The organism is Pseudoalteromonas sp. SWXJ133 (genome assembly GCF_015864365.1).
GTDB lineage: Bacteria > Pseudomonadota > Gammaproteobacteria > Enterobacterales > Alteromonadaceae > Pseudoalteromonas > Pseudoalteromonas arctica.
Window position 1 is genome coordinate 1 of record NZ_JADYXJ010000025.1, and the last position, 25,027, is coordinate 25,027.

Here is a 25,027-nt window from a genome sequence, read left to right on the forward strand (position 1 = left end):
ATATTACCGGAGAAAAGAAAGCGAAAAGCTTATCCGCGAACGGTGCTCGCAAAGACACAAAAATATCCAGTTAGGTATAAACGAAAAAACACCACTCGTTCTTAAACGAGTGGTGTTATGCTAATAGCACGGCTTTTGTCGCTTAATTAAAAATTAAGCTTCAGCGATTACGATTACTTTAATAGTAGCCGTTACGTCTGAGTGAACTGAAATTGATACGTCAAATTCACCTGTCTCACGGATAGTACCTAGAGGCAAACGAACTTCTGACTTAGCAACTTCAACACCAACAGCTGAGATAGCGTCAGCGATGTCACGAGTACCGATTGAACCGAATAACTTACCTTCGTCACCAGCTTTAGATACTAATGTAACTTCTGCTAATGCTTCTAGTTTTTCAGCGCGTGCTTGTGCAGCAACTAACTGTTCAGCGATTTTCGCTTCAAGTTCTGCACGACGAGCGTCAAACGTTTCAATGTTAGCTTTAGTCGCAGGAACTGCCTTACCTTGAGGGAAAAGGAAGTTACGTGCGAAACCAGATTTAACTACAACCTGTTCACCTAGGCTACCTAGGTTAGCGATCTTATCTAGTAGAATAACTTGCATGTTTCTACACCTTTTAAAAACTGTTAATCCGCTGCTTACTTATGTAAGTCAGTGTATGGAAGAAGGGCTAAGTAGCGAGCACGCTTAATAGCAGTTGCTAGCTGGCGCTGAAATTTAGCGCTAGTACCTGTGATACGGCTAGGTACGATTTTGCCACTTTCTGTAACATAGTTTCTAAGAGTAGCTAGATCTTTGTAATCGATTTGTTTTACGCCTTCCGCTTTAAAGCGGCAGAACTTACGACGTCTGAAATAACGTGCCATGAGATTAATTCCTCAAATAATTCTTTCTATATGCTGAGCATGCAAAACCAATTGGCTAAGGCCGTTACGACCTTCGTGGCGATTTAAAAAACCACTCACTTGCAATGCCTGCCCAACGTGCAAATGTTGAGTCTGTTGTTGCATTTGCTTTCCACTGGCAACTACCTGAAGCCTCACGTAACTATTACGGTTAAGGTCTGCTTCGGTTTGCATCGATTTATGTTCTACAACAAAAATACAATGCGGGATGCCAGCAGGGCTTTGGCTAAACTTGGGAGTTTTACAAACTACCCCAGATATAACCAGCTGATTCATAAAAGGGCTAACCATTTATATTCATCACCAGTTAAACGCCATGCTTGGACTCAAAACAATTAAGCAGCTGGTGCTTCTTTCTTCTCTTCTCTTGCAAGAGGAGACGCTTCAGTTTCAGCAGTTTTAGTGCGGATAACTAAGTTACGAAGCACTGCATCGTTGTAGCGGAAAGTAGTTTCTAGCTCGCTGATTACTTCAGTTGGTGCTTCAACGTTCATAAGAACATAGTGAGCTTTATGAAGCTTGTTAATTGGGTAAGCCAATTGACGACGGCCCCAATCTTCAAGACGGTGGATAACACCACCAGCTTCAGTGATAGAACCAGTATAACGTTCGATCATACCAGCAACTTGCTCACTCTGATCTGGGTGAACCATGAATACGATTTCGTAATGACGCATGGATATTCCTTACGGTTAATAGAGCCTTCTACCGTTTCGGCCGGTCGGTTTAAGGCAAGGAATTAATAGTTTAAAAGCCGAAATGAGCGCGCATTATACGCTTAGACGGATAATTAAGCAAGCAGGTTTTTTAAGCTTTTATAGATAAGTGTTTAAAGGTAAACATTTCGAGCTTCGCTCGTCGCGTCAGCAAGCTGTACGCCTACCGCAAAAGTTAAGCACAGAGTGTAATCTCTCTTGTAGAAGCCGAGCTTACTCGCGTGAAAAACGATAGCTTTTAATTACTTAAACTTTATGTTTACCCCGAAAATATAAACATTTACTCAAGCTTAAAGCCGTGCAATTATTAAGCAATACATTATTAAATAAGGATATTTATGAAGCTCTTACTATCGCTTGTATTAATACTTACTTTTAGTACACCATTTTTAAGCCACGCAAAAACCAATACAACTGACATAACCGTTGGTAAAAAAGTCATTCTGCAATCAAAAATACTTAACGAAGACAGACCCATTAAAATTTTCATACCTGACACTGTAAAAGACGATAAGCCGCTTTATGTTATTTATTTACTTGATGGTGTTGAGCACTTTCATACGGCGTCTGGTGTTATTAAATCCCTTGTTGATTACGAGCAGATACCTAACGCAATGCTCGTTGGTATTGATACAACTAACCGTGTTCGCGATTATTTACCAAAAGTAGAAGGCGAACCTAAAACAGAGTTTCAAACTTTTGTTAAAAACAAATGGCCTGACGCAGGACAAACCGACAAGTTTTTAAAGTTTGTGTCTGATGAACTCATGCCTTATATAAACAGTAATTACTCAACTAACGGCTACAACACCTTAATTGGCCACTCTAATGCAGGTACTTTGGCGCTTTATACTTTAGTTAATCAGCCTGAGTTATTTAATAACTATATAGCTATAAGCCCAAACAGTTGGTGGAGTGATGAGGAATTAAAAAATAATATTATAAAATACACTAAAAACCCTAAAGGTGATCAGGCGTTATTTATTAGTGTAGCAAGCGAAGGCGCACGCTTTTATACAGGCGTATTAAATACTTTGGTAAATTTAGAACAACAAACGCCCTCGCAACTTAAATGGGAATATAAGCATTATCCCGCTTTTACTCATATGGGCACTATACTACCAGCGCTTAGCGATAGCCTAATTCACTTATTTAGCGACCTAATATTTAAGGTTACTGACGAGCACGGAAAGTTTGCTGATGTATCGCTCATTACAGGTTACTACCAAGCACTGAGTGATAAGTACGGGTTTGAGCTTAAAATTCCACAAGATGTATATGTAGAATTTGCTCATAGCCAGCAAAAATTTGGTAACACAGCCAAAGCTATTACCACGCTTAAACACTTTACTACCCATTACCCCAATGCAACTTATTCTCACATGCGTTTATCGCAAGGCTATACTGCTAACAAACAGTTTAAAGAGGCTGTTACCAGTATGAAATACGCATTAGAACTTGCTAAGCAAAACTCGCGAGATCCAATGTTAGTTGATGCGCTCAAAGATATGGTGAATGAAGCACAAGAGAATTTGTAACTGATTTAACGCAAAGCGCTTTTTAACTAACGATAGTAATTACGAGCTACGCTCGTCGCGTCAGCAAGCTAAACGCCTACAGGTAAAATTAAGCTCAGTGTTAAACTTTGCATGTAGACGCCGAACTTGCTCGCGTGAAAAGCGCGGCTTTTAATATATTTAAAACCTTCATAAAAAAACCGATGTTTAAATTAAACATCGGTTTTTTTAATCAAGCTCATCACTTTACTTTATCTGTTGGGTTTCGCTTCGCTCAACCCAACCTACTTATTTGCCTATCGCTTCTTTGGCGAACAGGTGTTTTATTGGGCCAAGATTATCAACTAATGATAGCCCTACTCCACGAATAAGTTTTTTAACTGGGTTTGCACCTTCAAATAGCTCTTTTAACCCTTGCATCATGGCTATGTGCTTTTGCGCATCGAGCTTACGAGTGCGCTCGTAATCGCGCAGTGTACGAGTGCTTGCAAACTCCTTGCTATCGCTTGTTAAAAGCTCAATTAAATAAGCCGCATCTTTTAGGCCTAGGTTCATACCAAGCCCTGCAAGTGGATGGATTGTATGTGCAGCATCGCCAATGAGTACCACTTTTCCTGAAACCCATTGTTGGGCGTAGCGCATTTTAAGTGGAAATGCAGCACGTTTACTTTGTACTTCACACAAACCACATTGGCCGTCGATGGCTGCCATTACAGCTTTATTAAAGGCGGTGTCGTCCATTGCTAACAATTCATCACAATGATTGGGGCTGGTAGACCATACAATAGAATGAGTATTGGCATCACTCAAAGGTAAAAACGCCAAAGGTCCTGTTGGTAAAAAAACTTGGCGTGCGGTGTTTGCATGTGGCTCTTTGGTTTTTATTGTCGCTACTAATGCATGGTGATCGTAATCTTTAAAGCTAAGCGCCATATTAAATTGTTTACGTATAGCTGAATTTGCACCATCAGCCGCCACCAGCAGTTTTGCAATAATTGGCTCGCCGCTTTTAAGTGTTATAAATACATCAGATTCGCTTTGATGTATTTGCTGATACTGTGTATCAAACATTAGTGTTGCACTGCTTTGTTGCTCTAGCTCTTTTATAAGCGCAAAGCGGATAATGTCGTTTTCAACAATATGGCCTAAATGTTCAAGCTCAAGTTGCTCGTTATTAAACGCTATTTTGCCAAAGCTGTCGGCATCACGTACGTCCATATGTGTATAAGCGCACGCTCGCTGTGCGATAATTTCGGGCCATACATTTAATTGTTCAAGCAAGGTTTGACTTGCAATGCTTAGCGCACTTACGCGCAAACCATATTCGTCAGTTGGCAACGCTTGTGTTGGTGCACCGTCGAGTACAACGACGCTTATATCGGCTTTTGCCAATCCAAGTGCTAGTGTTAGCCCTACACAGCCGCCACCTACAATACAAACCTGTGCTTGCTTCATAAACGCCTACCTTGTTTAACTTGCCCCATTAACTGTTTAGCTAATGGCGCTTTTAATGCGGGAAATAAATCCATCGAAAACAACCCAATACTGCGCCCCAATGCGAGCACTCGCGATGAGTTCGAAAAAAGTCTAACAAGTGTATCGGTTAAACTCATCACGGTTTTTATATCATCACTGCGCTTTTTTGAATATTCACGTGTAAACGCATAGCTGCCTAAATCGTGTTGGCTATTTGCTATTAAATTACTAAGTACTTGTACGTCGCGAAGACCTAAATTAAAACCTTGCCCTGCAATAGGATGAATAGCATGTGCAGCATTACCAATAACCACTGTTCGGTGCGCAATTAAAGACTCTACTTGCCCGTAAACGAGCGGGTAACTCGTGCGCATGCCCACTTTAGTAAATTGACCACCGCGATAACCAAACGCGCTTTGCAGGGCACTTAAAAAACCTTGTTCACTGAGTGCCATGTGCTGTTCAACCTGCTCTTGGCGCATACACCACACTAACGAATAACGGTTATTGCTCATGGGTAATAACGCCATAGGCCCGTTTTGTGTAAAGCGCTCAAAGGCATGATTATTATGCCCACCAGCCACTTCTACATTAGCAATAATAGCGCCTTGTTCATAAGGCTGGGTATTAAAACCAAGCCCAAGTAAACTACGTGTTGGTGATTGTGCGCCATCAGCAATAACCAATAGCTTGGCGTTTAATTGCTCGCCGCTTTGTAAGGTGAGTGTATTGCTATGCAAAGTTTGCTCAATGGCAATTACGCTATCGGGGCACAAAAGCGTAATATTTGACTGCGTTAAACGCAGGTGAAGCGCTCGGCCAAATGGATTTACTTCTACTACGTAACCAAGTGAGGGCTTAGCAAATTCGTCGCAATTAATGTGCGCTTTGCCAAAGTGGCCTCTATCAGACACGCTCACTTTTTTGATTGCTGCGGTGTAAGGGGCATTTTGCTCAAATAAATTGAGGCTTTGTAAATACTCTACCGATTGCTGAGCAAGTGCAATGCTTCTGTCGTCAAAGCTTGGGTGGTAGTCGCCGGTTACTTGATTAGCTTCTACAACGGCAATATTTAACGCGGGATTAGTTTTAGCCACACTTAATGCGCAGCTTGCTCCCGCTAAACCACCGCCAATAATAACTACATCAAACTGCTTAGCCACTTTACTCTCCGAGCTTTATACGTTTTTAGCACTTTGCATAAGTGCTTCTATATCGCTAATTTTTTTAGGTACGCTTAGGGTCAAGTTTTCATAGCCGGTTTCGGTAACTAGCAAGTTATCTTCGATACGAATACCAATGCCTTTGTATTTTTGCGGTGCGCTTGAGTCTTTGCTTATATAAAGCCCAGGCTCTATGGTGAGTACCATACCGGGCTCAAATGCACGCTCAACGTTATTTACTTTGTAATCGCCAACATCATGTACATCTAAACCAAGCCAATGCCCAAGCCCGTGCATGTAATATTCTTTACATGCCCCTTTTGCCATTAGCTCATCAAAGTCGCCGGTTAAAATACCTAGATCGATTAAACCTTGGGTCATTACTTCCATTGCTAGTTTATTAGCATGCGACATGTAACCACCGGGTTTTACTTCATCAAAAGCAACTTCTTGCGCTTTAAGAACAATATTATAAAGCGCGGCTTGCTCTTCGCTAAATTGACCATTTACCGGAAATGTACGCGTTATATCAGCAGCGTAACCTTGTAACTCGCACCCAGAGTCTATAAGTACTAGGTCACCACTTTTTAAAACATCGCTATTTTGTGTGTAATGTAAAATATTGGCGTTGTCGCCACTACCAACAATTGTGCCGTACGCAGGATGAGGCGCACCATTCATTGCATAATGATGATGTAGCTCTGCTTCTAGCTGAAACTCTGTGGCACCCGCATGCGAATAACGCATAGCGCGCATGTGCCCTCGCGCACTAATTTCACAGCCTTCTCGCATAACATCTATCTCGCTTGGCGATTTAAACAAACGCATTTCGTGAATAAGGCCGCGTATCTCTTTTAAAGTACTCGGTGCTTTGAGGCCTTTTCGTGAGCCACTTCGAAGCGTACCTAGTAACGAAAACACTTTAGTATCAAATGAGGGATAAGCACCTTGTGCAAAATAGAGAGCATTTTTTTCATTTAGTATATCGAGTAGCTTATCGTTTAATTCACTTAGCGGGTAAGCTTCATCAAACAAGTAGTCACTTTTAGCTTTATCAAAGCCAACTCTGCGGCCATGCCAAATTTCTGCAAGCTTGTCTTTATCTAGGCAAAATAAAGTACTGGGTGCATCGCTGTTATTACAGAGTACAAGTACGGCGTCGGGTTCGTTAAAGCCAGTTAAGTAAAAAAAGTCGCTATCTTGTCTAAATGCATATTCGGTATCGCGACTGCGCGTCACTTCGCTTGCAGCGGGAATAATAGCAACGCTATTTTTATCCATTTGAGCAAGTAAACGCTCGCGGCGTGCTTTAAATTCTGACTTTTGTACTTCAACCATTATTAATCAACCCGTTTTACTTTTTAAAAGTTAATGAAGTGTTTTTTTTGTACTTTGCGTGCTTTGCTCTTTACCAAGCTCTGCAAAACAAAGTAGTGCTGATACACGCACATATTCAATCACTTCGTGCAGCGCTTGGCTGTCTTCTTCGGTTTCTTCAAAAGTAGTATCTAGGCGAGTAATTTCGCTAAAGTCAGTAATAACCTCTTTAACATCGCTCGATAGTTTACCGTAGTCTTTTTGCTTTAAACCAAAACCAAGCATAAAACCCGCTACCCATGATACGAGGCCATTAGCCTGATCGATGAGTGTTTCATCGTCGCTTGGTAAAAATAAATCAAACTGAAATTCATCATCATTAAAGCTCGCGACTACTTGCTTATAAATAGTGCCAAAAAACTGCTTTAAATCGTTACTAAACGATTCACCATCGTTAAACACATCGCTCAAAAGGCCTAAGTATTCTTTGTCGTCAATGGTTAAACCACACGCAAGTAAACCACTAATCACACCATGCGCTTCAGCAGGTGATACAAATATTTCGTTTTTTTCTAAAAGCAGTTGAGCTTTTTCGTAATCGGGTAAATCGTTCATAATCGAATCTTCGCTTTGCAAGTTAAGGCAATGCTACCACTCGATAAAAAGCAACTCCAATTAATTGTATGATCAAGCTCAAAAACCATGCGATAAAGTAAATGATGAGTTAAAGGTGCGGAAAAACTAAGCGAACGGTTTAATTTTTTACGTTTGGGGTTTAAGGATTGGATTATGTCTTATATACTTAAATTGTTCCCTGGGGTACCGGAGCTTAGTTAAGTCCCTGAGCCGATAAATTTTATACCAGGGTTTCTGTTCGTCTACTATTGTGCAGGCTCGGCATGTACCGAGAAGCCTACGGTAAACCGCAGATTCCCGCCCTGAAACCTTCTGGTTTCAGGACTGAAACCGAGTACCGTATCTTGGGGAACACCTTTTTAGTAACCTTCGCCTTTAAAAGGCTTTATCAAAAAAAATTAACCTTCCTGTTTACTCTTATATTTATCTAAATTTTTTATTCACTTATCTTCAATTGTCTAATATTACTTTTTAGCTTATAAAAAAGCCGCAGGTAATTACTTACCTACAGCTTTAATAATCACGCATTAAAGAGTGAAGTTATTTAAACCAACCTTGAAAACGCTCCATTAGCATGTAGTTTATTGGTACTAACAATAAAGTAATAAAGGTAGCAAAAATAATCCCAAACCCTAAGCTCACCGCCATTGGTATTAAAAACTGTGCCTGAGTCGCTTTTTCAAACAGTAATGGCATTAAGCCAATAAAGGTCGTTAAACTAGTTAGCATTACAGGGCGAAAACGCGATGCACCTGCAATTTTTATAGCATCGAGAACTTTACCACCTTCACTGCGCTTTTTATTAATAAAATCAACGAGTACAAGCGAATCATTTACCACCACCCCGGTTAGCGCAAGCATACCGAGTAAACTCATAATAGTTAAGTCCATTCCCATAATCCAATGCCCTACTACAGCACCTATCATGCCAAATGGGATTACACTCATTACTATGATTGGTTGTAAGTAAGATTTAAGCGGTATTGCTAATAGCGCATAGATTATGAAAAATACAAACACAAGTGCCCAAGCCAACGAACCAAACGACTCTCTTTGCTCTTTAGCCTCACCTTCTAGTTTGTAATCTACTCCAGGATATTGCTGCATTAACCCATCTAAATACTCCGTTAGGTCAGCCTGCAGTATGGTCATGTTGGTATTATTTTTTTCGATATCGGCTGTTACGTTTAATGTGCGGTAACGGTCTATTCGATTAATAGTTGATGGACTTTGCCCAGCAGTAAGTGTTGCCACATGCGACAATGGCACTGAGCCTCCATCAGGCGTATTTATAAGTATGTTTTGTAGGTCAGCTACAGAGCGGCGCTCATCTATAGGTAAGCGTACCATTACACGTACATCGTCTCTGCCTCGCTGAATACGTTGTGCTTGCGAGCCAAAAAACGAGTTACGTACTTGCCCAGCTACATTGACTCTATTTAAGCCCAGCGCTAAACCTTGTTGCGTAAGCTCTATTTGTAACTCTTCTTTACCGTCGGACATACTATCGGCAATATCAAATACCGTTGGATAGGTTGATAAACGGGTTTTAATGTGATCAGCCACGTCTTGTAAAATAGTCAACGAAGTGCCACTAAGCTGAACATCAATGGGGTCTGAACTTCGGCCAATTTCGGCTCTAAACGTTAAACTTTCGGCGCCTGGTATGACACCAATTAAATCGCGCCATTCGCTGGCAAGTTCTCGTGATCCTATGTCTGATTCACGCTTTTCAGCCGGTGTTATTTCAAAGCGTACAGAGCCTGAATTAGATACACCACCACGCCCACCTGTTGTGGCTAATATATTTAAAATAACGCTTTCGCCAGTATCTGGGTCGCGGTATTTTTCTTGTAATTGCTGCGCCTTTTGCGACATGTCAATTACGTATTTATTAGTTACTTCAAACGGTGTACCTGTTGGTAGTGTTAAGTTAACGCGAACTGTTTCGCTTGGTATGCGCGGGAAAAATACAAACTTAGTCCAACCGCTGGTGATCATGGTTAAAATTATAACAAATACACCAATAAACAAGCTTACCGAAGCCAATTTATGGCGCAGTGCTAAATTTAAAGTGGGTTGATAGTATTTTAAAATCGCGTTTTCAAATCCATCTGCAAAACGCTGTTGAATAACATCAAACTTTGAAGGTTCGCCTTTTTCGTGGCGTAGTTTTATATATTTTAAATGTGCTGGTAGTACAAATTTAGATTCAATCAATGAAAACAATAATACCGGAATAACTACTACCGGTATTTGTGCAAACAAGGCACCACGCGCCCCTTCAATAAAAGCCAAAGGTAAAAAGGCAGCAACGGTAGTTAACACACCAAATGTTACTGGTGTTGCTACTTCTTGAGTACCTAAAATTGCGGCCTGCTCGCCCGACGTAGCTGTTTTTAAATGGGTGTAAACGTTTTCGCCGGTAACTATGGCGTCATCAACAACAATCCCCAGTACCAATATAAAGCCAAATAAGCTCATAATATTAAGGGTTACGCCAAAAATAGGCATCGCTATAAACGCGCCCATAAACGAAACCGGAATACCAATAAATACCCAAAATGCAATTGCAGGGCGTAAAAACAAAGTAAGTAAAGCCAGTACTAAAATACCGCCTTGTAAAGCATTGGTAGTAAGGGTCGAAATACGACTTTTAACCAGCTCCGAATCATCATCCCAGTAACTTAGTTCAAACCCTTGTGGGAGAGAGCTTTGTTGCTCTTTTATGTAGTTTTTAACATCGTCAGCAACTGTAATCGCACTTTGTGGACCAATTCGATATACGTCGATAAATGCAGCTTGTTTACCATTAAAGCGAGTACGTACTGGTGTTTCTTCAAAATCATCTTTTATAGTCGCTATATCACCTAAGCGAATAATAGTGCCATCGGCTTGGTTTTTAACAACAATGCTGGCAAATTCATCTTTACGATATGCTTGCCCTTTAGAGCTTATAAGTACGTCCCCGCCTTCTGTTTTTAAGTTACCAGCAGAAATATCTGAGCTTGAGTTTGAAATAGCACTCGATATTTGTGCCAAGCTTAAATCGTACTGACGAAGAATATCTTGGCTTACTTCAATGGCTATTTCGTAATCACGAACGCCACTTAGCTCTACCTGCGTTACATTAGGTAAACGTAGGATTTGATCGCGTACTGTTTCTGCGTATTCGCGGGTTTCTTTTTCGCCATAGTCACTCGATACGGTAACCGCGATAACTTCACGAATTCGCTCAGCAAGCGCTACTATCGGCTTTTCGGCATCGGCTGGAAAAGTGTTAATTGCGTCTACACGACTTTTTATATCAGCTAAAAGCTCACGAGGGTCGTAGCCGCTTTCCACCTCTATTGTCACAGAGCCAGAACCTTCAGAAGAGCGACTAAATATTTGCTTTATGCCCTCTAAATCTTGTACGGCTTCTTCTATTCGAATTGTTACGCCTTGCTCTACATCCTCTGGTGTTGAACCACGCAAACTTACATTTACGCTTATCATGTCAGTTTCGAATGAAGGAAATACCTCAAGCGGTATTTTGCTTGATAAGCTAAAAAGTCCCGACAGTAACAGCGTTACTAGCAATAAGTTAGCAGCAACATGGTTTTTGGCAAACCAAGCGATCATGGCTTATCTCCTTGCTTTGCTGCGCGGCGTTTTTTTAGCTCTTCAACACTAATACCCTGCTCTTTTGCTTTTTGCTCAAGCTGCTCTGGCGTCGGGCGCTTTCCTTTACCTTGCCCATTAGCTCCTCGGCTTTTAGGTTGCTCTGTGCTTTGTTCGCCTAAAATACTTACCTGAGTACCAGAACTCACTTGCCCTAGTGGAGTAATAACCAGTTTATCATTTGGATTTAATCCCGTTTTTATCATCGCTTGTGTCGCATTTTGCCAAGCAAGTGTAATGTCTTTACGCTTAAGTACACCCTCTTCAACAACATAAACATACGTCCCTTGATATATTGTACTGTTAGGGATTATAAGTGCGTTAGGAACTGTTTTACCGGTAATTTGCGCCTTTATGTATTGCCCTATTTTTATTGGGTACTGGTTATTAGCCGTTGCTTTATATGGGTCGTTAATTTTAGCAACTACGTAAAGCTGTTGTGCACCTTCATCTATAGCACCTTCGGTACGCGCTAGCTGCCCTTGCCACGTTTGCTCACCCACTAAGTCAGAGGTAAATTTAACAATTGAACCCGCTTGGTTTTTGGCGCCATCGCGATATTGCTCTGGTAAATTTACGAACGGAAGATCTTTATTTTTAATCGGTAAACGAATCTCTACGCTATCGATTGCGTAAATAGTGGCAAGCTGGGTATTGTTAGTAACAACTTGCCCCAAATCAACACTACGGCTAAGTATACGACCCGCATATGGCGCGGTTACTTTAGTGCGCTCTAAATCAAGCATGGCTTTTTCAAGTACTGCTTGCGCCGATAAAACTTCTGCTTCGGCTGCTGCAAGTTGTGGTTCACGCAGTACTAAGCTGCTTGCCTGATTTGAGCCGCCAAGGCGTTTCCAATCAGTAATAGCTTGTTGTCCACGCGCTTTTTCTTCTAATAAGCCTTGCTCTGCCGTTAATAAATTGGCTTGAGCAGATTTAACTTCAGCTTGATGATCTCTATCGTCTAGCTTTAAAAGTACGTCGCCCTTTTCAAAAAAGCCGCCTTCTCTAAAGTCATCACTTACTTCAATTATTTGCCCAGATGCCTGAGCAACTAATAAACTTTGTGTACGTGGTTTTACCGTACCGTAGCTATCAATCATCACTTGGTAATTTTGTGGTTTAAGCTCAAGCGCAGCCACGCTTATTGATGCTTTAGGAGGTGAGCCAAAGCGTTTAGCCTCTGGCGGATTACCTTTAATAAACATAACAATTAAAATAGTGGCAATAATAACCACCGCTGGAATAATAATTTTTGCTGTTTTAGTTTTCATCATTATTGCTCTTTAGTTCACTTGAGGGCTTTGCAAAATCACCACCAAGGGCAACGTGTAAGTTAATTCTGTTAGCTATTAATTGGTTTTTAATGTCGATTAAGGAGCTTTGTGCATCGAAAGACCTATCTTGTGCGTCAAGCACCGTAGTGTAAGTTACCAAGCCACTTTGATATTGCTCAAACGACAACTGCTCTGCTGCAAGTGCGTTTTCTTGTGCCTCAAGGGTGCTGCTATATTGTGATTTAAGAGACTGCTGCTGTGAAATCGCATTCTCTACATCACCAAATGCATCGTAAAGCGTTTGCAAATAAAGTTGCTCTTGCTTTTGAGTATTAAGGCGCGCTATTTCTTCATTCGCTTTTAAGCGTCCGCCCTCAAAAAGTGGTGCTGAAATACTACCTAATAACGACCATGCAAGGCTTGATGGAGAAAACAAGTCGCTTACTCTGTCGGTGCTATCACTTAGTGAAGCTGTTAAATCTAAACTTGGAAAGCGTTGTTTGTGCGCATACGCCAATGAAGCGTCGGTGGCTAAAAGATCATACCAACTTGCTCGCAGCGTAGGTTTGCGTGTTATAAGTTCAGAAGGTAAGCCTAGTAGAATATCGGTATTAATAACGGGTAAGTCGCTACTAGCAGTAATGGCACCTTTTGGGTATTCACCCAGTAAACGCTCAAGTACACGTGCTGAAGCCGATAGGTTCGCCGTTTGAGTAGCAATGCGAGCGCGTTCATTATTAAGCTCATTACGGGCTAAATATACATCGAGTGCTTCGTTTATACCTTGGCGATAACCAGACTCGATAATATCTAGGCTTTGCTGTGCGTTGGCTTCGCGGCGCTTAAATAAATCGAGTAATTGCTGCGCTGTAACTACATCAAACCAGCCAGTTACTACATCAGCAACGAGTTGCTGTTTAGCTTGCTCAAACCGGGCCTGTTGCGCTAAATAGTTAAGATTAGCTTCGCGCTTTGAATCTGAAAGCTTACCCCATAAATCAACTTCATAAGTTAAATCTAAACTAACGGAGCTTGCGTTATCGTAGCTCACTGGGCGGTTGTCTTTACTACGGCTAGTACGCGTTGATAAATCAAGGCTAGGCCAAAGTGCAGAGCCCGATACTATAAGCTGTTGTTTTTGAATTTCTACATCATAACTAGTTTGTAAAAGCTGTTGGTTGTTTTTAAGTGCTTGTTGTACAAATTTGTTAAGCGTAGGGTTTTGTAGTTGTGTAAGCCATTGCTCTTGTACTTTTAATACCGAGCTTGATGCTTCTTGCTGCCATTGCTGTGGCATATTATTAGGCGCTTGCATGCGCTGCGACGAGTTAAAATCACTCGCACAGCCGCTAAGCAGCATCACACTAATTGCCAATAGGGTTGGCTTGCATTGCCAAATCATAATTAAACCTAAATTACTGCTATTTATGAACGTAATTCAAGCACTTTGGCAACTTTTGCTCAACCTACTTTACATAACATTACATAGCTAGCGATGAACTAACATAATAGCCAGTTATACGGTAAAAATGAGCAAATGTTCAGCAATTTTTAATAATAAAAAATTAACTTTTTGTAGTGTGTCTAAGAGATCATTCCAATTCGCTTAATTAAATATTATTGCGGATTGGTATTAGATATATAGAAACAAAAAAGCCCCGCTATAAGCGAGGCTTTTAAATAAATGTTGCCGACTAACTAAGCCGAGCGAATAACTTATACAGACTACTGATTACAAGTTAGTTGCTTTAAATTACCTAAAATAAATGGTGCCGACTAACCGAGTCGAACGGATAACTTATACAGACTACTGATTACGAGTCATTTGCTTTAAGCTACCTGAAATAAATGGTGCCGACTAACCGAGTCGAACGGATAACTTATACAGACTACTGATTACGAGTCAGTTGCTTTGCTCTTAACTATGGGTATTTTTAATTCTCAAGTTGAAAACAAAAAAGCCTCGCTATAAGCGAGGCTTTTGAATAAATGGTGCCGACTAACCGAGTCGAACGGTTGACCTACTGATTACAAGTCAGTTGCTCTACCAGCTGAGCTAAGTCGGCACACAAAACTGTGTGCTAAGGCACGTTCAATTTTAAAGATTGAGAACTTTTATAAAGCACTTAAAATAAAAAAACCTTGCATAAGCAAGGCTTTTCAATAAATGGTGCCTCGACGCGGAATCGAACCACGGACACGAGGATTTTCAATCCTCTGCTCTACCGACTGAGCTATCGAGGCACATAAACTGTGCTAGTTAATTGCGATATTCTACAATTAACTTTAAATAAATGGTGCCGACTAACCGAGTCGACGGGTAATTTGAACAGACTACTGATTACAGCTTTTCTTTTCAAACTACTTTGAATAAATGGTGCCGACTAACCGAGTCGAACGGTTGACCTACTGATTACAAGTCAGTTGCTCTACCAGCTGAGCTAAGTCGGCACACAAAACTGTGTGCTAAGGCACGTTCAATTTTAAAGATTGAGAACTTAAAGTAAATGGTGCCTCGACGCGGAATCGAACCACGGACACGAGGATTTTCAATCCTCTGCTCTACCGACTGAGCTATCGAGGCACATAAACTGTGCTAACTAAAAATAAAATAATTATTTAACTTTTAGCTTTATAAATGGTGCCGACTAACCGAGTCGAACGGTTGACCTACTGATTACAAGTCAGTTGCTCTACCAGCTGAGCTAAGTCGGCACACAAAACTGTGTGCTAAGGCACGAGTAATAATGTTTAAACTGTTGATTAAACACCACTACTTTAATAAATGGTGCCTCGACCCGGAATCGAACCAGGGACACGAGGATTTTCAATCCTCTGCTCTACCAACTGAGCTATCGAGGCACTTAAACAGTGCTAATTAAAAATCTTAAAGGATTTTTAATGCAATTCCCACTCATCTCTAGCGACTGAGCTATCTGGGCGTGCGGCGTATTAAACGAGTTTTGCCCTTACAAGTCAACTTTTTTTTTATTCTTTATAACTGTTTGAACGGTTTTCAGCCAACCCTGTGTGTTTTTTATTGATAACGTTCATTTTTACCACAAAAAAACTATAACCATAAAATAAATACAACTAAATCAGACTAAAACCGTAGTGAATTATTTTTTGTAAATGTTACGATTAACTTAGATACGTGCAGTAAGGGCTTATCGTAGTGAAAACACATCAATTGGAAACAATCAATGCAGAGTAAATTCTCGTCGCCGGTAAAAGGCTTACTACCTCTTTTTTTAATCATTAATATTGCAGTAACAGCACTTGCTATTGTTGCCCACTCATTTTACACAAAAACTGAAGTTAGTACTGTTCAACCAACCCCACCTGTTAATATTGTAACGCTCGCCGATAGATTGGACTTGCCTATGATTGACGCATTAACTATGTATGGTCAAGGTAAAGTAAAACAGTTACTTGATTTAACCTCCTTATTAGACGGTGACTTTGAATATACTCTATATCGCTTCAATGCTACATCAGATACTCAGTTGGTATATAGCAGCAGTAAACCAGCTATCACCTCTGTTAAAACTGAAAAGCACTTAGTAGAGCAAGGGATTGTACATCACCTGCTATCACTGAACGATCAGCCCATTGGCGAGCTTATTATTAAACAAAATCTACCAGCCATGCCTTTAAGTGCTCAGGACTCTCAAATTATTGCTTATATAATTGCGATAGCGAGTGTTGCTGCGTTATTTATACTTACTTTAATGTTTAATATGTACATTAATACTCGCTTACGTAGAAGTACTGATATTCTTACTCAAGAGTTACAATCGATCACCGAAGGTGCTAACTATAACAGTAACGTTGATGAGCAACTTGATATTGGTTTAGGTGTTGTAGCAAAACACATCAATTTATTACTGCAAAAAGTACAAACTGCAATGAGTGAAAATGAAGCTGCACAAAAAGAGCTTTATAAATTACAAAACGGTTTGGAGGCCGAGGTACAAAATCGTACTTTAGCGCTTGAGCAAGCCACATTAAAAGCTGAGCGAGCAAGCGATACTAAAACAACGTTCTTAGCAACGATGAGTCACGAAATAAGAACACCAATGAACGGTGTTATAGGCACTATTGATTTACTACGCCAAACAGAACTTGATGGGGCTCAACATCGTTTAAGTACAATTATTCGTGAATCAGCATTCTCATTATTGAGTATTTTGGACGACATCCTAGACTTTTCTAAAATTGAGGCTGGAAAACTAAATATAGATCCAACACCATTTTCTGTCTCAGATACCCTTGAAGAAGTTACTCGAGTGCTTTCCTCTGTTGCTAAAAAGCGAAATCTTGATTTAGAGCTATCAATTGCACCAGATATCCCTATAAACCTTACAGGTGACAGTGTGCGTGTACGTCAGGTTCTTTATAACCTATGTAGCAACGCAATTAAATTCACTACCACTGATGATAAAACACAAGGTCATGTAAAAATATCAGTAGAAGTAGCACACAACACTGCTGATCACTTTACTCTACGCTTTTGCGTAACCGATAACGGCAAAGGTATGACACAGTCACAACTACGCGAAATATTTAATCCATTTATTCAAGCAGAAAATTCAATCACTCGTGAATATGGGGGGACAGGCTTGGGTCTCTCTATTTGTAAAAGTTTAACTGAGCTTATGTTAGGTACTATCCATGTCACCAGCCATGCGGGTATAGGGAGTGAATTTACTGTTGAATTACCGTTTAGTACATCGGGTAAAATTGAGTACGCGCACAAAGGTTCGTTAAATGGTAAGAAGATTATTGTAGTTAGTAATCACTTAGAACGTGAAAAAGTAATGTACCGCTACTTATCGTTTATGGGCGCTAAAATTACTTACGTGCATACAGAAGAAGAAGCTGAAGAGTATCAAAATTCACAAGATATTATTTGGGTCGCTGATGGCATAGATAATATGGACAAAATTAACGCACTGCTAAGACGCTTATTTTATTCATTGGAAGATTATAACCAGCAAGTAGTTGTGCTAAGTAAACTTGATGAAGCGGCTATCAATCATAAAAACATTTTTTATATTAACGCCTCTCCTTTATGCAAATCTAATTTCATGCTTTCTATTTTAGTGGCTGCTGGTTTACATACACCCAAGCAAATAAAAAAAACCAAGGTACTTAATAGCCATTTAAATATTGATCAAGCTCGTAAATCAAACAGATTGATTTTATTAGTTGAGGATAACCTCCTAAACCAACAAGTATTGACTGATCAACTACATATATTAGGTTTTGCCGTTGAAATAGCGAACAACGGTGAAGAAGGCTTAAATATGTGGAGAAAAGGTGACTATTCACTTATTTTGACCGACTTACACATGCCTAAAATGTCGGGTTACGATATGGTAGAAAAAATCCGTAATGAAGCCGAATTATTGGAATCTATTGATGCACAGCCTTATATTATCGCTGTCACTGCCAACGCACTTAAAGGTGAAAAAGAGCGCTGCTTAGCGGTAGGGATTAATGATTTTATTACCAAACCTATAGAATTAAATGTATTAGAAGATACTTTAAAGCGTTGGAGCGATAAGCTAAATCAAAGCCAAAGCGTATTAATTCATCAAACTATGGCACTACCTATAGATATGGAGGCAGTCGCTAAATATGTAAATGGTGATAATGCTAAGCAAATTCGTTTCTTTAAAATGTATCTAGAACAAAGCCAAGGGCTAATTAAAGGTATTAACTCAGGTGTAATGGTTAACGATTTAGACGAAATAATTGAAGGTTGTCATCAACTAAAATCTATTTCTAAAACAATTGGTGCTCTAGTGGTAGCAGATCTTTCAAGTGCATTTGAAGATAAATGCAAAGAAGGTGAACTTACAACCGATGAGTTAATAGACTTAAGAGACAAGTTAGAAATTGAATACTCTAAAGCAGCTCAATTTTTAAAAGAACAAATTAAAATCTCTGAGCAAGAAGATGAGTTAAGTGATTAAATGGTCACACAAAAAAAGGGCTATTTAGCCCTTTTTTTATGTTTGAAATATTATTTTTCAGGCGGTCGATAACCTTCAATTTCCACATCTTTGTTTTCAAACAAAAAGCCAACCATTTGCTCTTCTAAAAATGTGCGGTGCTCTGGGTCCATCATATTTAAATGCTTTTCGTTAATAAGCATTGTTTGCTTATGCTGCCACTGACCCCACGCTTCTTTAGAGATGTTATTAAAAATCTTTTCACCAACTTCACCAGGGTATAACTGAAAGCCAAGCCCTTCGGCTTCTTTTTGTAACTTTTGACAAAATACTGTACGTGCCATGATTGATTCTCTCTAACGCTAAATATGGGGCTATTCTATACTATTGCTGTAATTTGTTTAACCAACTTTTTAGTTGGCGCTGCTAGGCCAACCTCTATTGATTGATCAAGCGGATACCACACTAATTGTTTGTCATTTACTACATCAGGAATGTTCTTAACATTGAGCACATGCGGATTAATCTTCAGCTCAAAATGTGAAAACACATGAATAAACGCTTCAAGCTCTACTAAGTTGGCTTCTAATCCTTGCTGAGCTAAAAATATTTGAAGCTCCTCGTACTCATTAAATTCAAAAAAGCCAAATAGTCCTCCCCAAATACCGCTGTTAGGGCGTTTTTCCATAAGCACTTTATCGCCGCACTGAATAATTAACTGATGACAACTCTTCTTAGGCACTGCTTTTTTAGGTTTAGAATGTGGAAATTCTTTTACTTTACCTGCATTAAAGGCACCACAACCTGAATTTAATGGGCAAGCCTCGCAATCAAGCCGACTACGTGAGCAAACACTCGCACCTAAATCCATCATAGCTTGATTAAATTCGGTGACATTATTTTTAGGTGTTAATTGCTCTGATAAGTGCCAAAGCTGATTTTCGACTTTTTTAACACCGTACCAACCTTCTATCATAAAGTAGCGCGCTAAGACTCGCTTAACATTCCCATCTAAAATTGGATGATGCTGCCCAAGCGACAATGACAAAACAGCACCCGCTGTAGAGCGCCCTATTCCGGGTAAATCCATTACCTCATCAAGCGTTTGTGGAAATTCGCCTTGGTATTTGTCACGCACTATTTTAGCTGTTTTATGTAAGTTACGCGCACGAGCGTAATACCCTAAACCGGTCCAGTGATGCAGTACTAAATCTTCATCAGCATCAGCTAAAGCAATAATATCTGGAAAGCTTTGCATAAATTTTTCAAAATATGGGATAACAGTAATAACTTGAGTTTGCTGCAGCATCACCTCAGACACCCATACTTTATAAGGTGTTTTACCCAACTGCCACGGGAGTGTTTTACGCCCATGAAGGTGATACCAATCAACGATTTGATTAGAAAACAAATTAGACTGTTCTTTATTTAAATCCAACATATTGTACTTTTACTGATGCTCAATGGCGGCTCAGTCTATTGTAGTTAATAAAAAGATCAAGCTATAGGGCGTGTAAAACCAGCTAATACTTGTGATTGCGGGCTCGGTCAGGGATAATATGCAACCATTTTTAAACACATTGTTTTTGTCAGGCCAATAATATGAGTGAATCAAGCAACACTAACCTTGAGCAAGCTAAGCAAGAAGGTAAATACATCCGCACCATTCGCAGTTTTGTAAAACGCGAAGGTCGATTAACCAAAGGCCAAGCCGCTGCAATCGAAAAATGCTGGCCAACAATGGGCCTAGAGCATAAAAACGGTATGCTTGATTTAAGCGAAGTTTTTGGCAACAACAACGATGTAGTAGTAGAAATTGGTTTTGGTATGGGTAAATCACTTGTCGAAATGGCAACAAATGCTCCACACCTAAACTTTATTGGTATTGAAGTACACCGCCCAGGCGTTGGTGCTTGTTTAATGGATGCTGATGAAGCAGGCATTACTAACTTACGTATTTTTGAACACGACGCTGTTGAAGTACTTGCTGACTGTATACCTAATGAAAGCTTAACAACACTGCAGTTATTTTTCCCTGATCCTTGGCATAAAAAGCGCCATCACAAACGCCGTATCGTACAAACTGAGTTTGTTGAAAAACTAAGAGCTCAACTTAAAATGGGTGGCGTTTTTCATATGGCAACAGATTGGGAAAACTATGCAGAGCATATGCTCGAAGTAATGAATGTAGCTCCTGGTTTTAAAAACCAATCAGAAACAAACGATTATGTTCCACGTCCAGATTTGCGTCCGCTTACTAAGTTTGAGCAGCGCGGGCATCGCCTAGGTCATGGCGTATGGGATTTAATGTTTGAACGTACTGAGTAATTAGTAACTTTAAGCACTCACTTTTATTTTTAATAAAACTAAACATACTGTAAGGCAAAGCCATTTATGAGCGTACTAACCAACCCAAGTTTACTGTTACTTCGTAATAGCGAGGCACTAACGGGCAAATCTATCTTGGTGGTCAACTTTGTTCAAGATGGCTTTTTAACAGAGCTTAAAAAACTTAACCCACAAAGCAAGGTAACTGCATTTAGCTACAACCATGCTAACGGTGAGTTTGCTAAAAACACTAAAGACGTTGATATTCATGTAAACCACACAATACCTGGCAACGGCTACGATTTAGTTATTCTTTACTACCCTAAATCAAAACCTGAGTTATTAATGGCGCTTGATAATATTCGATCTGCTATTACTGATGATGCCGAACTATTGGTGGTAGGTGAAAATAAAAGTGGTGTTAAATCAATTGAAAAGCAATTAGCTGGTAAAGCTGAGTTTAGTAACAAAATTGATTCAGCTAAGCACTGCGTTCTTTACTCATTTGCTGAGATTACCCAGCACCCTGATTTTGATATTACGACCTACCATAAAAAGTTTGTTGTTAATGTTGCCGACACCGAGTTTACAGCTATTAGTGTCCCAGGGGTGTTTAATCACGGTAGTTTAGATATAGGAACGAAAGTTCTACTCGAAAACGCACCGACAATTAAGCAAGGTAGGGTTCTCGACTTTGGCTGTGGCGCAGGTTTAATAGCAACCTTTTTAGGGCTGCATAATCCAGCACTTGAGTTTGTGTGTAGTGATGTAAGTGCACTGGCAACCTACGCAACACAGCAAACTCTGAAGCTTAACAGCATCAAAGGCGAAGCGATATTAAGTAACGGCCTTAAAAGCATTACCGGTAAGTTTGATTTAATTATTAGCAATCCACCTTTTCATACTGGTATTGCGACTGACTACACAGTAGCAGAAACATTTTTAGCAAATGCAAAACAGCATTTAACTAAGTTAGGAAAACTGAATATTGTTGCTAACAGCTTTTTAAAGTACCCGCCTATTTTAGAAACGCAATTTGAAAGCTATCAAACTGTATTTAAGAACAATAAATTTGCTGTGTATAGTAGCTAATTTAACTTTATAGAATGATTAAGCACAAACGTGCTTAATCTAACTTTCGAATAAATATAAGAATTAATTTAGTTTTTATCCTTCACTTCCCTCCGTTTTTGCTAAACTAAAACTCTAAATAATTAAAATTAATTCAGGCGATAACGAAATAATGCCTAAAAAAGTTCAACAAAGTAGCATTCGTAAAGCACTCCTAAATTTAATTATGCTTATTACAGCTATTTGCTTATCGCTCTCTATTTCTATTTCGACGTACTTGAGCGTTAAGGAGCAAAAGCAATTAATCATTAATAAACTCGTTATACTTTCTGAAATTGTAGCTTTCGATGCTGCTAACTCAGTAATTGAGGATGATAGAAAAACAGAAGAAAAACGCCTTAAATCATTTGAAAATATCCCTCTTGTAAAAAACATACATATTTATTCAATAGAAAAAGCATCCCAAAAACCCGTTTTTTTTATTAGCTTCAATGCAAAAAAAATGCCTCCAGTGCCGTTAAGAATAGACAGTGTTGATGAGCTAAAAACGCCACGAATTACGAGCGATCATATTGAATTAACCCGTCCTATTTACGATAACGAACAGTTGGTAGGTTATGTATATATGCGAGGGAGTCTCGAAAGTTTAGAGACCTATATTGAAAGAAAAATATTAATAGACGTGTTATTAACACTCTTAATTTTAATCGTTGTTTACTTTATTGCTATAAAAGTTCAACGACGTATAGCCAAGCCAATAGAGCAGCTAAGCATGCTATTACAGGATGTATCTAAAAATCATAACTATGATGCACGCGCGCCGATAACCGATGTAAAAGAAATAACCGCTCTTTCAAATAGTTTAAATATTATGCTTACACGTACTAAGAGGCAACTGGAGCGCCACGAAAAAGATAAACAAGAAATAAAACAGTTAAACCAAAGTCTTGAAGAAAAAGTAAACCAGCGAACAATCGCTCTCAGAGAAGCAAACCAAGAGCTTTTATCAACTCTTGAGCGAATGCATCAGTATCAAACACAAATTGTTGAAAATGAAAAAATGGCATCGCTTGGGCAAATGGTTGCAGGGGTTGCCCATGAAGTGAATACACCAATAGGGCTAGGGATTACTGGTTCTACATTACTACGAGATAAACTGGCAGATATACAACAAAGCTTTGACGATAAAAAACTAACCTCAAGCCATTTAAAACGCTTTATAAATGAAGGTATTGAAAACTTAGACTTAATTTATCGTAATCTAAATCGTGCTGCAGACCTGATATCTAACTTTAAAAAAGTCGCCGTTATTCAAGACGACGGTGTTAATACCTATATTAATGTGCATAAATTAATAAGTGATGTTTTAACATCGATTCAATCTGAATTACTGCCTAAAAAGCCTGCCGTTATTATTAACTGCCCGAACGACTTGGCTATTCATAGTAAGTCTGAGCCTCTGCAACAAGTGTTTCAGCAATTGCTTATGAACTCTGTGATTCATGGATTTATAGGTAAAGAAAATAATGAAATTCGCTTTGACGTAGAACTGGTAGGGAAAAAATTAACAATAGTTTACTCTGACAATGGTCAAGGCGTTGATAAAAATATTAAAAATAGAATTTTTGATCCTTTTGTAACTTCAAAGCGTGGACAAGGTGCAAGCGGCTTAGGCATGCACTTGGTATATAACCTAGTAACACAGGCACTCGGTGGAAGAGTTATGTTTGATCTTGAAGAAAAACGCGGTGCTCGCTTTATAATTACTATCCCTTAAATAAAGATCACTAAAAGTGCATATATTTAAAATTTATCCTTGAATTAGCATTAAATGACCTCATTAATGAGGCATGTGATAAGCGCGTAACATTATTTAATTGCATTAAATAATTATTACCAAACGATTTATGAACTTTTTTATCTTTGCTGTATCACATACATTGATGAAAGGTTAGAAAGTGATATAGTTTTGCTTTGAATTAGTCTGATTATTTTAAGTACCCTGTTTGATTGAATGATGTATCAATTATTAAAGGGAAATGGCTTCGACTTTATAATTCAAATAGCTACATCCACGTATATATCAATTAAACAGTAGTTTTTGCACTGCCCTTTTTAGTAGACTTTGGACAACCTGCTGTTTTATTTTTATCCAATTTGTTTTTTCCTTGTTAACAAATGGGTATAATCCTATAATCTCTAGTAATCGGTTATAAATTCGTCACCGATTTTTTATAAATAAAATATTCCAAAAGGTTAATTAATAATGCAAACGCCAGTCATTCTAATCGTAGAAGATGAAGACGTAACTCGACTGAACCTAGTTAGTTTATTTGAAGCTGAAGGTTACAAAGTTATTGAAGCCATTGATGGCGATGATATGCATGACAAGCTTACAAATAACGATGACGTTAATCTTGTAGTTATGGATATCAACCTTCCTGGTAAAAACGGTCTTATTTTAGCCCGTGAATTACGCCAAAAGCGTAAAGTGGGTCTTATATTCCTAACCGGTCGTGACAACGATGTTGACCGTATTTTAGGTCTTGAAATTGGCGCAGATGACTATGTTACTAAGCCATTCAACCCACGTGAATTAACTATTAGAGCTCGCAACCTTATTACTCGTACTGCTTTAGGCGGTGAAGAGTCAGCACTAGAAACAAATGGTGTTATTACGTTTAACGGTTGGGAACTTGATGAAAATAGCCGTTGCCTTACCTCACCTGGTGGCGATGCTAAGCGCTTGCCGAAAGGTGAATACAGAGCACTTCGTTTAATGCTTGATTCTCCTGGTCGTATTTTCAGCCGCGAGCAATTAATTAAGCATATGACAGGCCGTGAGCTTCGTGCAAATGACCGTACTGTTGACGTTACTATTCGTCGCATTCGTAAGCATTTTGAAAGTGATAACTCAACGTCAGAGTTAATCAGCACCATCCATGGTGAAGGTTACCGTTTCATTGGTAAAATTGACGCTTAATTAGAGCTAATT

The 25,027-nt window shown here is 39.3% G+C and carries 19 protein-coding genes, 6 tRNA genes and 1 other RNA gene; 7 read left to right on the forward strand and 19 right to left on the reverse strand.

Annotated elements, in window-relative coordinates; translation table 11 throughout:
* Positions 1 to 153: 153 nt before the first annotated feature.
* The 4 genes from rplI to rpsF are packed head-to-tail and all read right to left on the reverse strand — an operon-like array spanning position 154 to position 1,585.
* Positions 154 to 606 (reverse strand): 50S ribosomal protein L9, encoded by a 453-nt coding sequence (rplI, locus tag I6F40_RS16000; protein ID WP_002962755.1) that lies wholly within the window; start codon positions 604 to 606, stop codon positions 154 to 156.
* A gap of 35 nt (positions 607 to 641) precedes the next feature.
* On the reverse strand, positions 642 to 869 hold the full coding sequence (gene rpsR, locus I6F40_RS16005; RefSeq protein ID WP_007378475.1) for a 30S ribosomal protein S18: 228 nt from the start codon (positions 867 to 869) through the stop codon (positions 642 to 644).
* Between the two features lie 12 nt (positions 870 to 881).
* Positions 882 to 1,199 carry a primosomal replication protein N gene (gene priB / locus I6F40_RS16010; protein ID WP_033015549.1) on the reverse strand — a complete coding sequence of 106 codons (318 nt, stop codon included), beginning with the start codon at positions 1,197 to 1,199 and terminating at the stop codon, positions 882 to 884.
* A 44-nt stretch (positions 1,200 to 1,243) separates the two neighbouring features.
* Positions 1,244 to 1,585, reverse strand: a complete 342-nt coding sequence (gene rpsF / locus I6F40_RS16015) for a 30S ribosomal protein S6 (protein ID WP_007378473.1) — start codon at positions 1,583 to 1,585, stop codon at positions 1,244 to 1,246.
* 377 nt (positions 1,586 to 1,962) lie between these two features.
* On the opposite strand from rpsF, the gene I6F40_RS16020 reads away from it, so the two are divergent.
* Positions 1,963 to 3,162, forward strand: coding sequence for an alpha/beta hydrolase-fold protein (locus I6F40_RS16020; RefSeq protein ID WP_166376524.1), 1,200 nt, complete (start codon positions 1,963 to 1,965; stop codon positions 3,160 to 3,162).
* A gap of 267 nt (positions 3,163 to 3,429) precedes the next feature.
* Here I6F40_RS16020 and I6F40_RS16025 read toward each other — a convergent pair whose 3' ends face one another.
* Genes I6F40_RS16025 through I6F40_RS16040 form a run of 4 tightly spaced genes read right to left on the reverse strand, consistent with a single transcriptional unit; the run spans position 3,430 to position 7,712 of the window.
* Positions 3,430 to 4,596 (reverse strand): FAD-dependent monooxygenase, encoded by a 1,167-nt coding sequence (locus I6F40_RS16025; protein WP_166376523.1) that lies wholly within the window; start codon positions 4,594 to 4,596, stop codon positions 3,430 to 3,432.
* A complete protein-coding gene (ubiH, locus tag I6F40_RS16030) occupies positions 4,593 to 5,780 on the reverse strand; it encodes a 2-octaprenyl-6-methoxyphenyl hydroxylase (protein ID WP_166376522.1) in 1,188 nt (395 codons plus the stop codon). Before ubiH ends, I6F40_RS16025 begins: the two co-directional genes overlap by 4 nt.
* 15 nt (positions 5,781 to 5,795) lie before the next feature.
* Complete coding sequence (pepP, locus tag I6F40_RS16035) at positions 5,796 to 7,118, reverse strand: Xaa-Pro aminopeptidase (protein ID WP_166376521.1); 1,323 nt, start codon at positions 7,116 to 7,118, stop codon at positions 5,796 to 5,798.
* Between the two features lie 30 nt (positions 7,119 to 7,148).
* Positions 7,149 to 7,712 (reverse strand): UPF0149 family protein, encoded by a 564-nt coding sequence (locus I6F40_RS16040; RefSeq protein ID WP_007587323.1) that lies wholly within the window; start codon positions 7,710 to 7,712, stop codon positions 7,149 to 7,151.
* 193 nt (positions 7,713 to 7,905) lie between these two features.
* On the opposite strand from I6F40_RS16040, the gene ssrS reads away from it, so the two are divergent.
* Positions 7,906 to 8,088, forward strand: a non-coding RNA gene (gene ssrS, locus I6F40_RS16045) — 6S RNA.
* Positions 8,089 to 8,273: 185 nt separating this feature from the next.
* On the opposite strand, the gene I6F40_RS16050 is transcribed toward ssrS, so the two are convergent.
* From I6F40_RS16050 to I6F40_RS16090, 9 genes are all read right to left on the reverse strand, one after another.
* The gene (locus I6F40_RS16050; protein WP_007587324.1) at positions 8,274 to 11,357 is read right to left on the reverse strand and encodes an efflux RND transporter permease subunit; all 3,084 of its coding nucleotides are present in this window, start codon (positions 11,355 to 11,357) and stop codon (positions 8,274 to 8,276) included.
* Entirely contained in the window at positions 11,354 to 12,670 is a 1,317-nt protein-coding gene (locus I6F40_RS16055) for an efflux RND transporter periplasmic adaptor subunit (protein WP_010554901.1), read from the reverse strand. The genes I6F40_RS16050 and I6F40_RS16055 overlap by 4 nt, the downstream gene beginning before the upstream one ends.
* A complete protein-coding gene (locus I6F40_RS16060) occupies positions 12,660 to 14,075 on the reverse strand; it encodes a TolC family protein (protein WP_166376520.1) in 1,416 nt (471 codons plus the stop codon). Before I6F40_RS16060 ends, I6F40_RS16055 begins: the two co-directional genes overlap by 11 nt.
* 588 nt (positions 14,076 to 14,663) lie before the next feature.
* Positions 14,664 to 14,739 (reverse strand) — tRNA-Thr (locus I6F40_RS16065).
* 102 nt (positions 14,740 to 14,841) lie between these two features.
* Positions 14,842 to 14,917, reverse strand: a tRNA-Phe gene (locus tag I6F40_RS16070).
* A 131-nt stretch (positions 14,918 to 15,048) separates the two neighbouring features.
* Positions 15,049 to 15,124: transfer RNA gene (locus I6F40_RS16075), tRNA-Thr, on the reverse strand.
* A gap of 57 nt (positions 15,125 to 15,181) precedes the next feature.
* Positions 15,182 to 15,257 (reverse strand) — tRNA-Phe (locus tag I6F40_RS16080).
* Between the two features lie 55 nt (positions 15,258 to 15,312).
* Positions 15,313 to 15,388 (reverse strand) — tRNA-Thr (locus I6F40_RS16085).
* Positions 15,389 to 15,459: 71 nt separating this feature from the next.
* Positions 15,460 to 15,535, reverse strand: a tRNA-Phe gene (locus I6F40_RS16090).
* A gap of 341 nt (positions 15,536 to 15,876) precedes the next feature.
* On the opposite strand from I6F40_RS16090, the gene I6F40_RS16095 reads away from it, so the two are divergent.
* The gene (locus I6F40_RS16095; protein ID WP_166376519.1) at positions 15,877 to 18,654 is read left to right on the forward strand and encodes a hybrid sensor histidine kinase/response regulator; all 2,778 of its coding nucleotides are present in this window, start codon (positions 15,877 to 15,879) and stop codon (positions 18,652 to 18,654) included.
* Between the two features lie 50 nt (positions 18,655 to 18,704).
* Here I6F40_RS16095 and I6F40_RS16100 read toward each other — a convergent pair whose 3' ends face one another.
* Both I6F40_RS16100 and mutY read right to left on the reverse strand, forming a co-directional pair.
* A complete protein-coding gene (locus tag I6F40_RS16100; protein ID WP_007582954.1) occupies positions 18,705 to 18,977 on the reverse strand; it encodes an oxidative damage protection protein in 273 nt (90 codons plus the stop codon).
* Positions 18,978 to 19,012: 35 nt separating this feature from the next.
* Entirely contained in the window at positions 19,013 to 20,074 is a 1,062-nt protein-coding gene (gene mutY / locus I6F40_RS16105; RefSeq protein WP_166376518.1) for an A/G-specific adenine glycosylase, read from the reverse strand.
* Positions 20,075 to 20,235: 161 nt separating this feature from the next.
* On the opposite strand from mutY, the gene trmB reads away from it, so the two are divergent.
* The 4 genes from trmB (at position 20,236) to arcA (ending at position 25,015) form a co-directional block, all read left to right on the forward strand.
* Complete coding sequence (trmB, locus tag I6F40_RS16110; protein WP_007582957.1) at positions 20,236 to 20,961, forward strand: tRNA (guanosine(46)-N7)-methyltransferase TrmB; 726 nt, start codon at positions 20,236 to 20,238, stop codon at positions 20,959 to 20,961.
* A 66-nt stretch (positions 20,962 to 21,027) separates the two neighbouring features.
* Positions 21,028 to 22,053 carry a methyltransferase gene (locus I6F40_RS16115; RefSeq protein ID WP_197193199.1) on the forward strand — a complete coding sequence of 342 codons (1,026 nt, stop codon included), beginning with the start codon at positions 21,028 to 21,030 and terminating at the stop codon, positions 22,051 to 22,053.
* 151 nt (positions 22,054 to 22,204) lie between these two features.
* Positions 22,205 to 23,809, forward strand: a complete 1,605-nt coding sequence (locus I6F40_RS16120; protein ID WP_166376516.1) for a sensor histidine kinase — start codon at positions 22,205 to 22,207, stop codon at positions 23,807 to 23,809.
* Positions 23,810 to 24,298: 489 nt separating this feature from the next.
* Positions 24,299 to 25,015, forward strand: coding sequence for a two-component system response regulator ArcA (arcA, locus tag I6F40_RS16125; RefSeq protein WP_166376515.1), 717 nt, complete (start codon positions 24,299 to 24,301; stop codon positions 25,013 to 25,015).
* Positions 25,016 to 25,027: the final 12 nt, after the last annotated feature.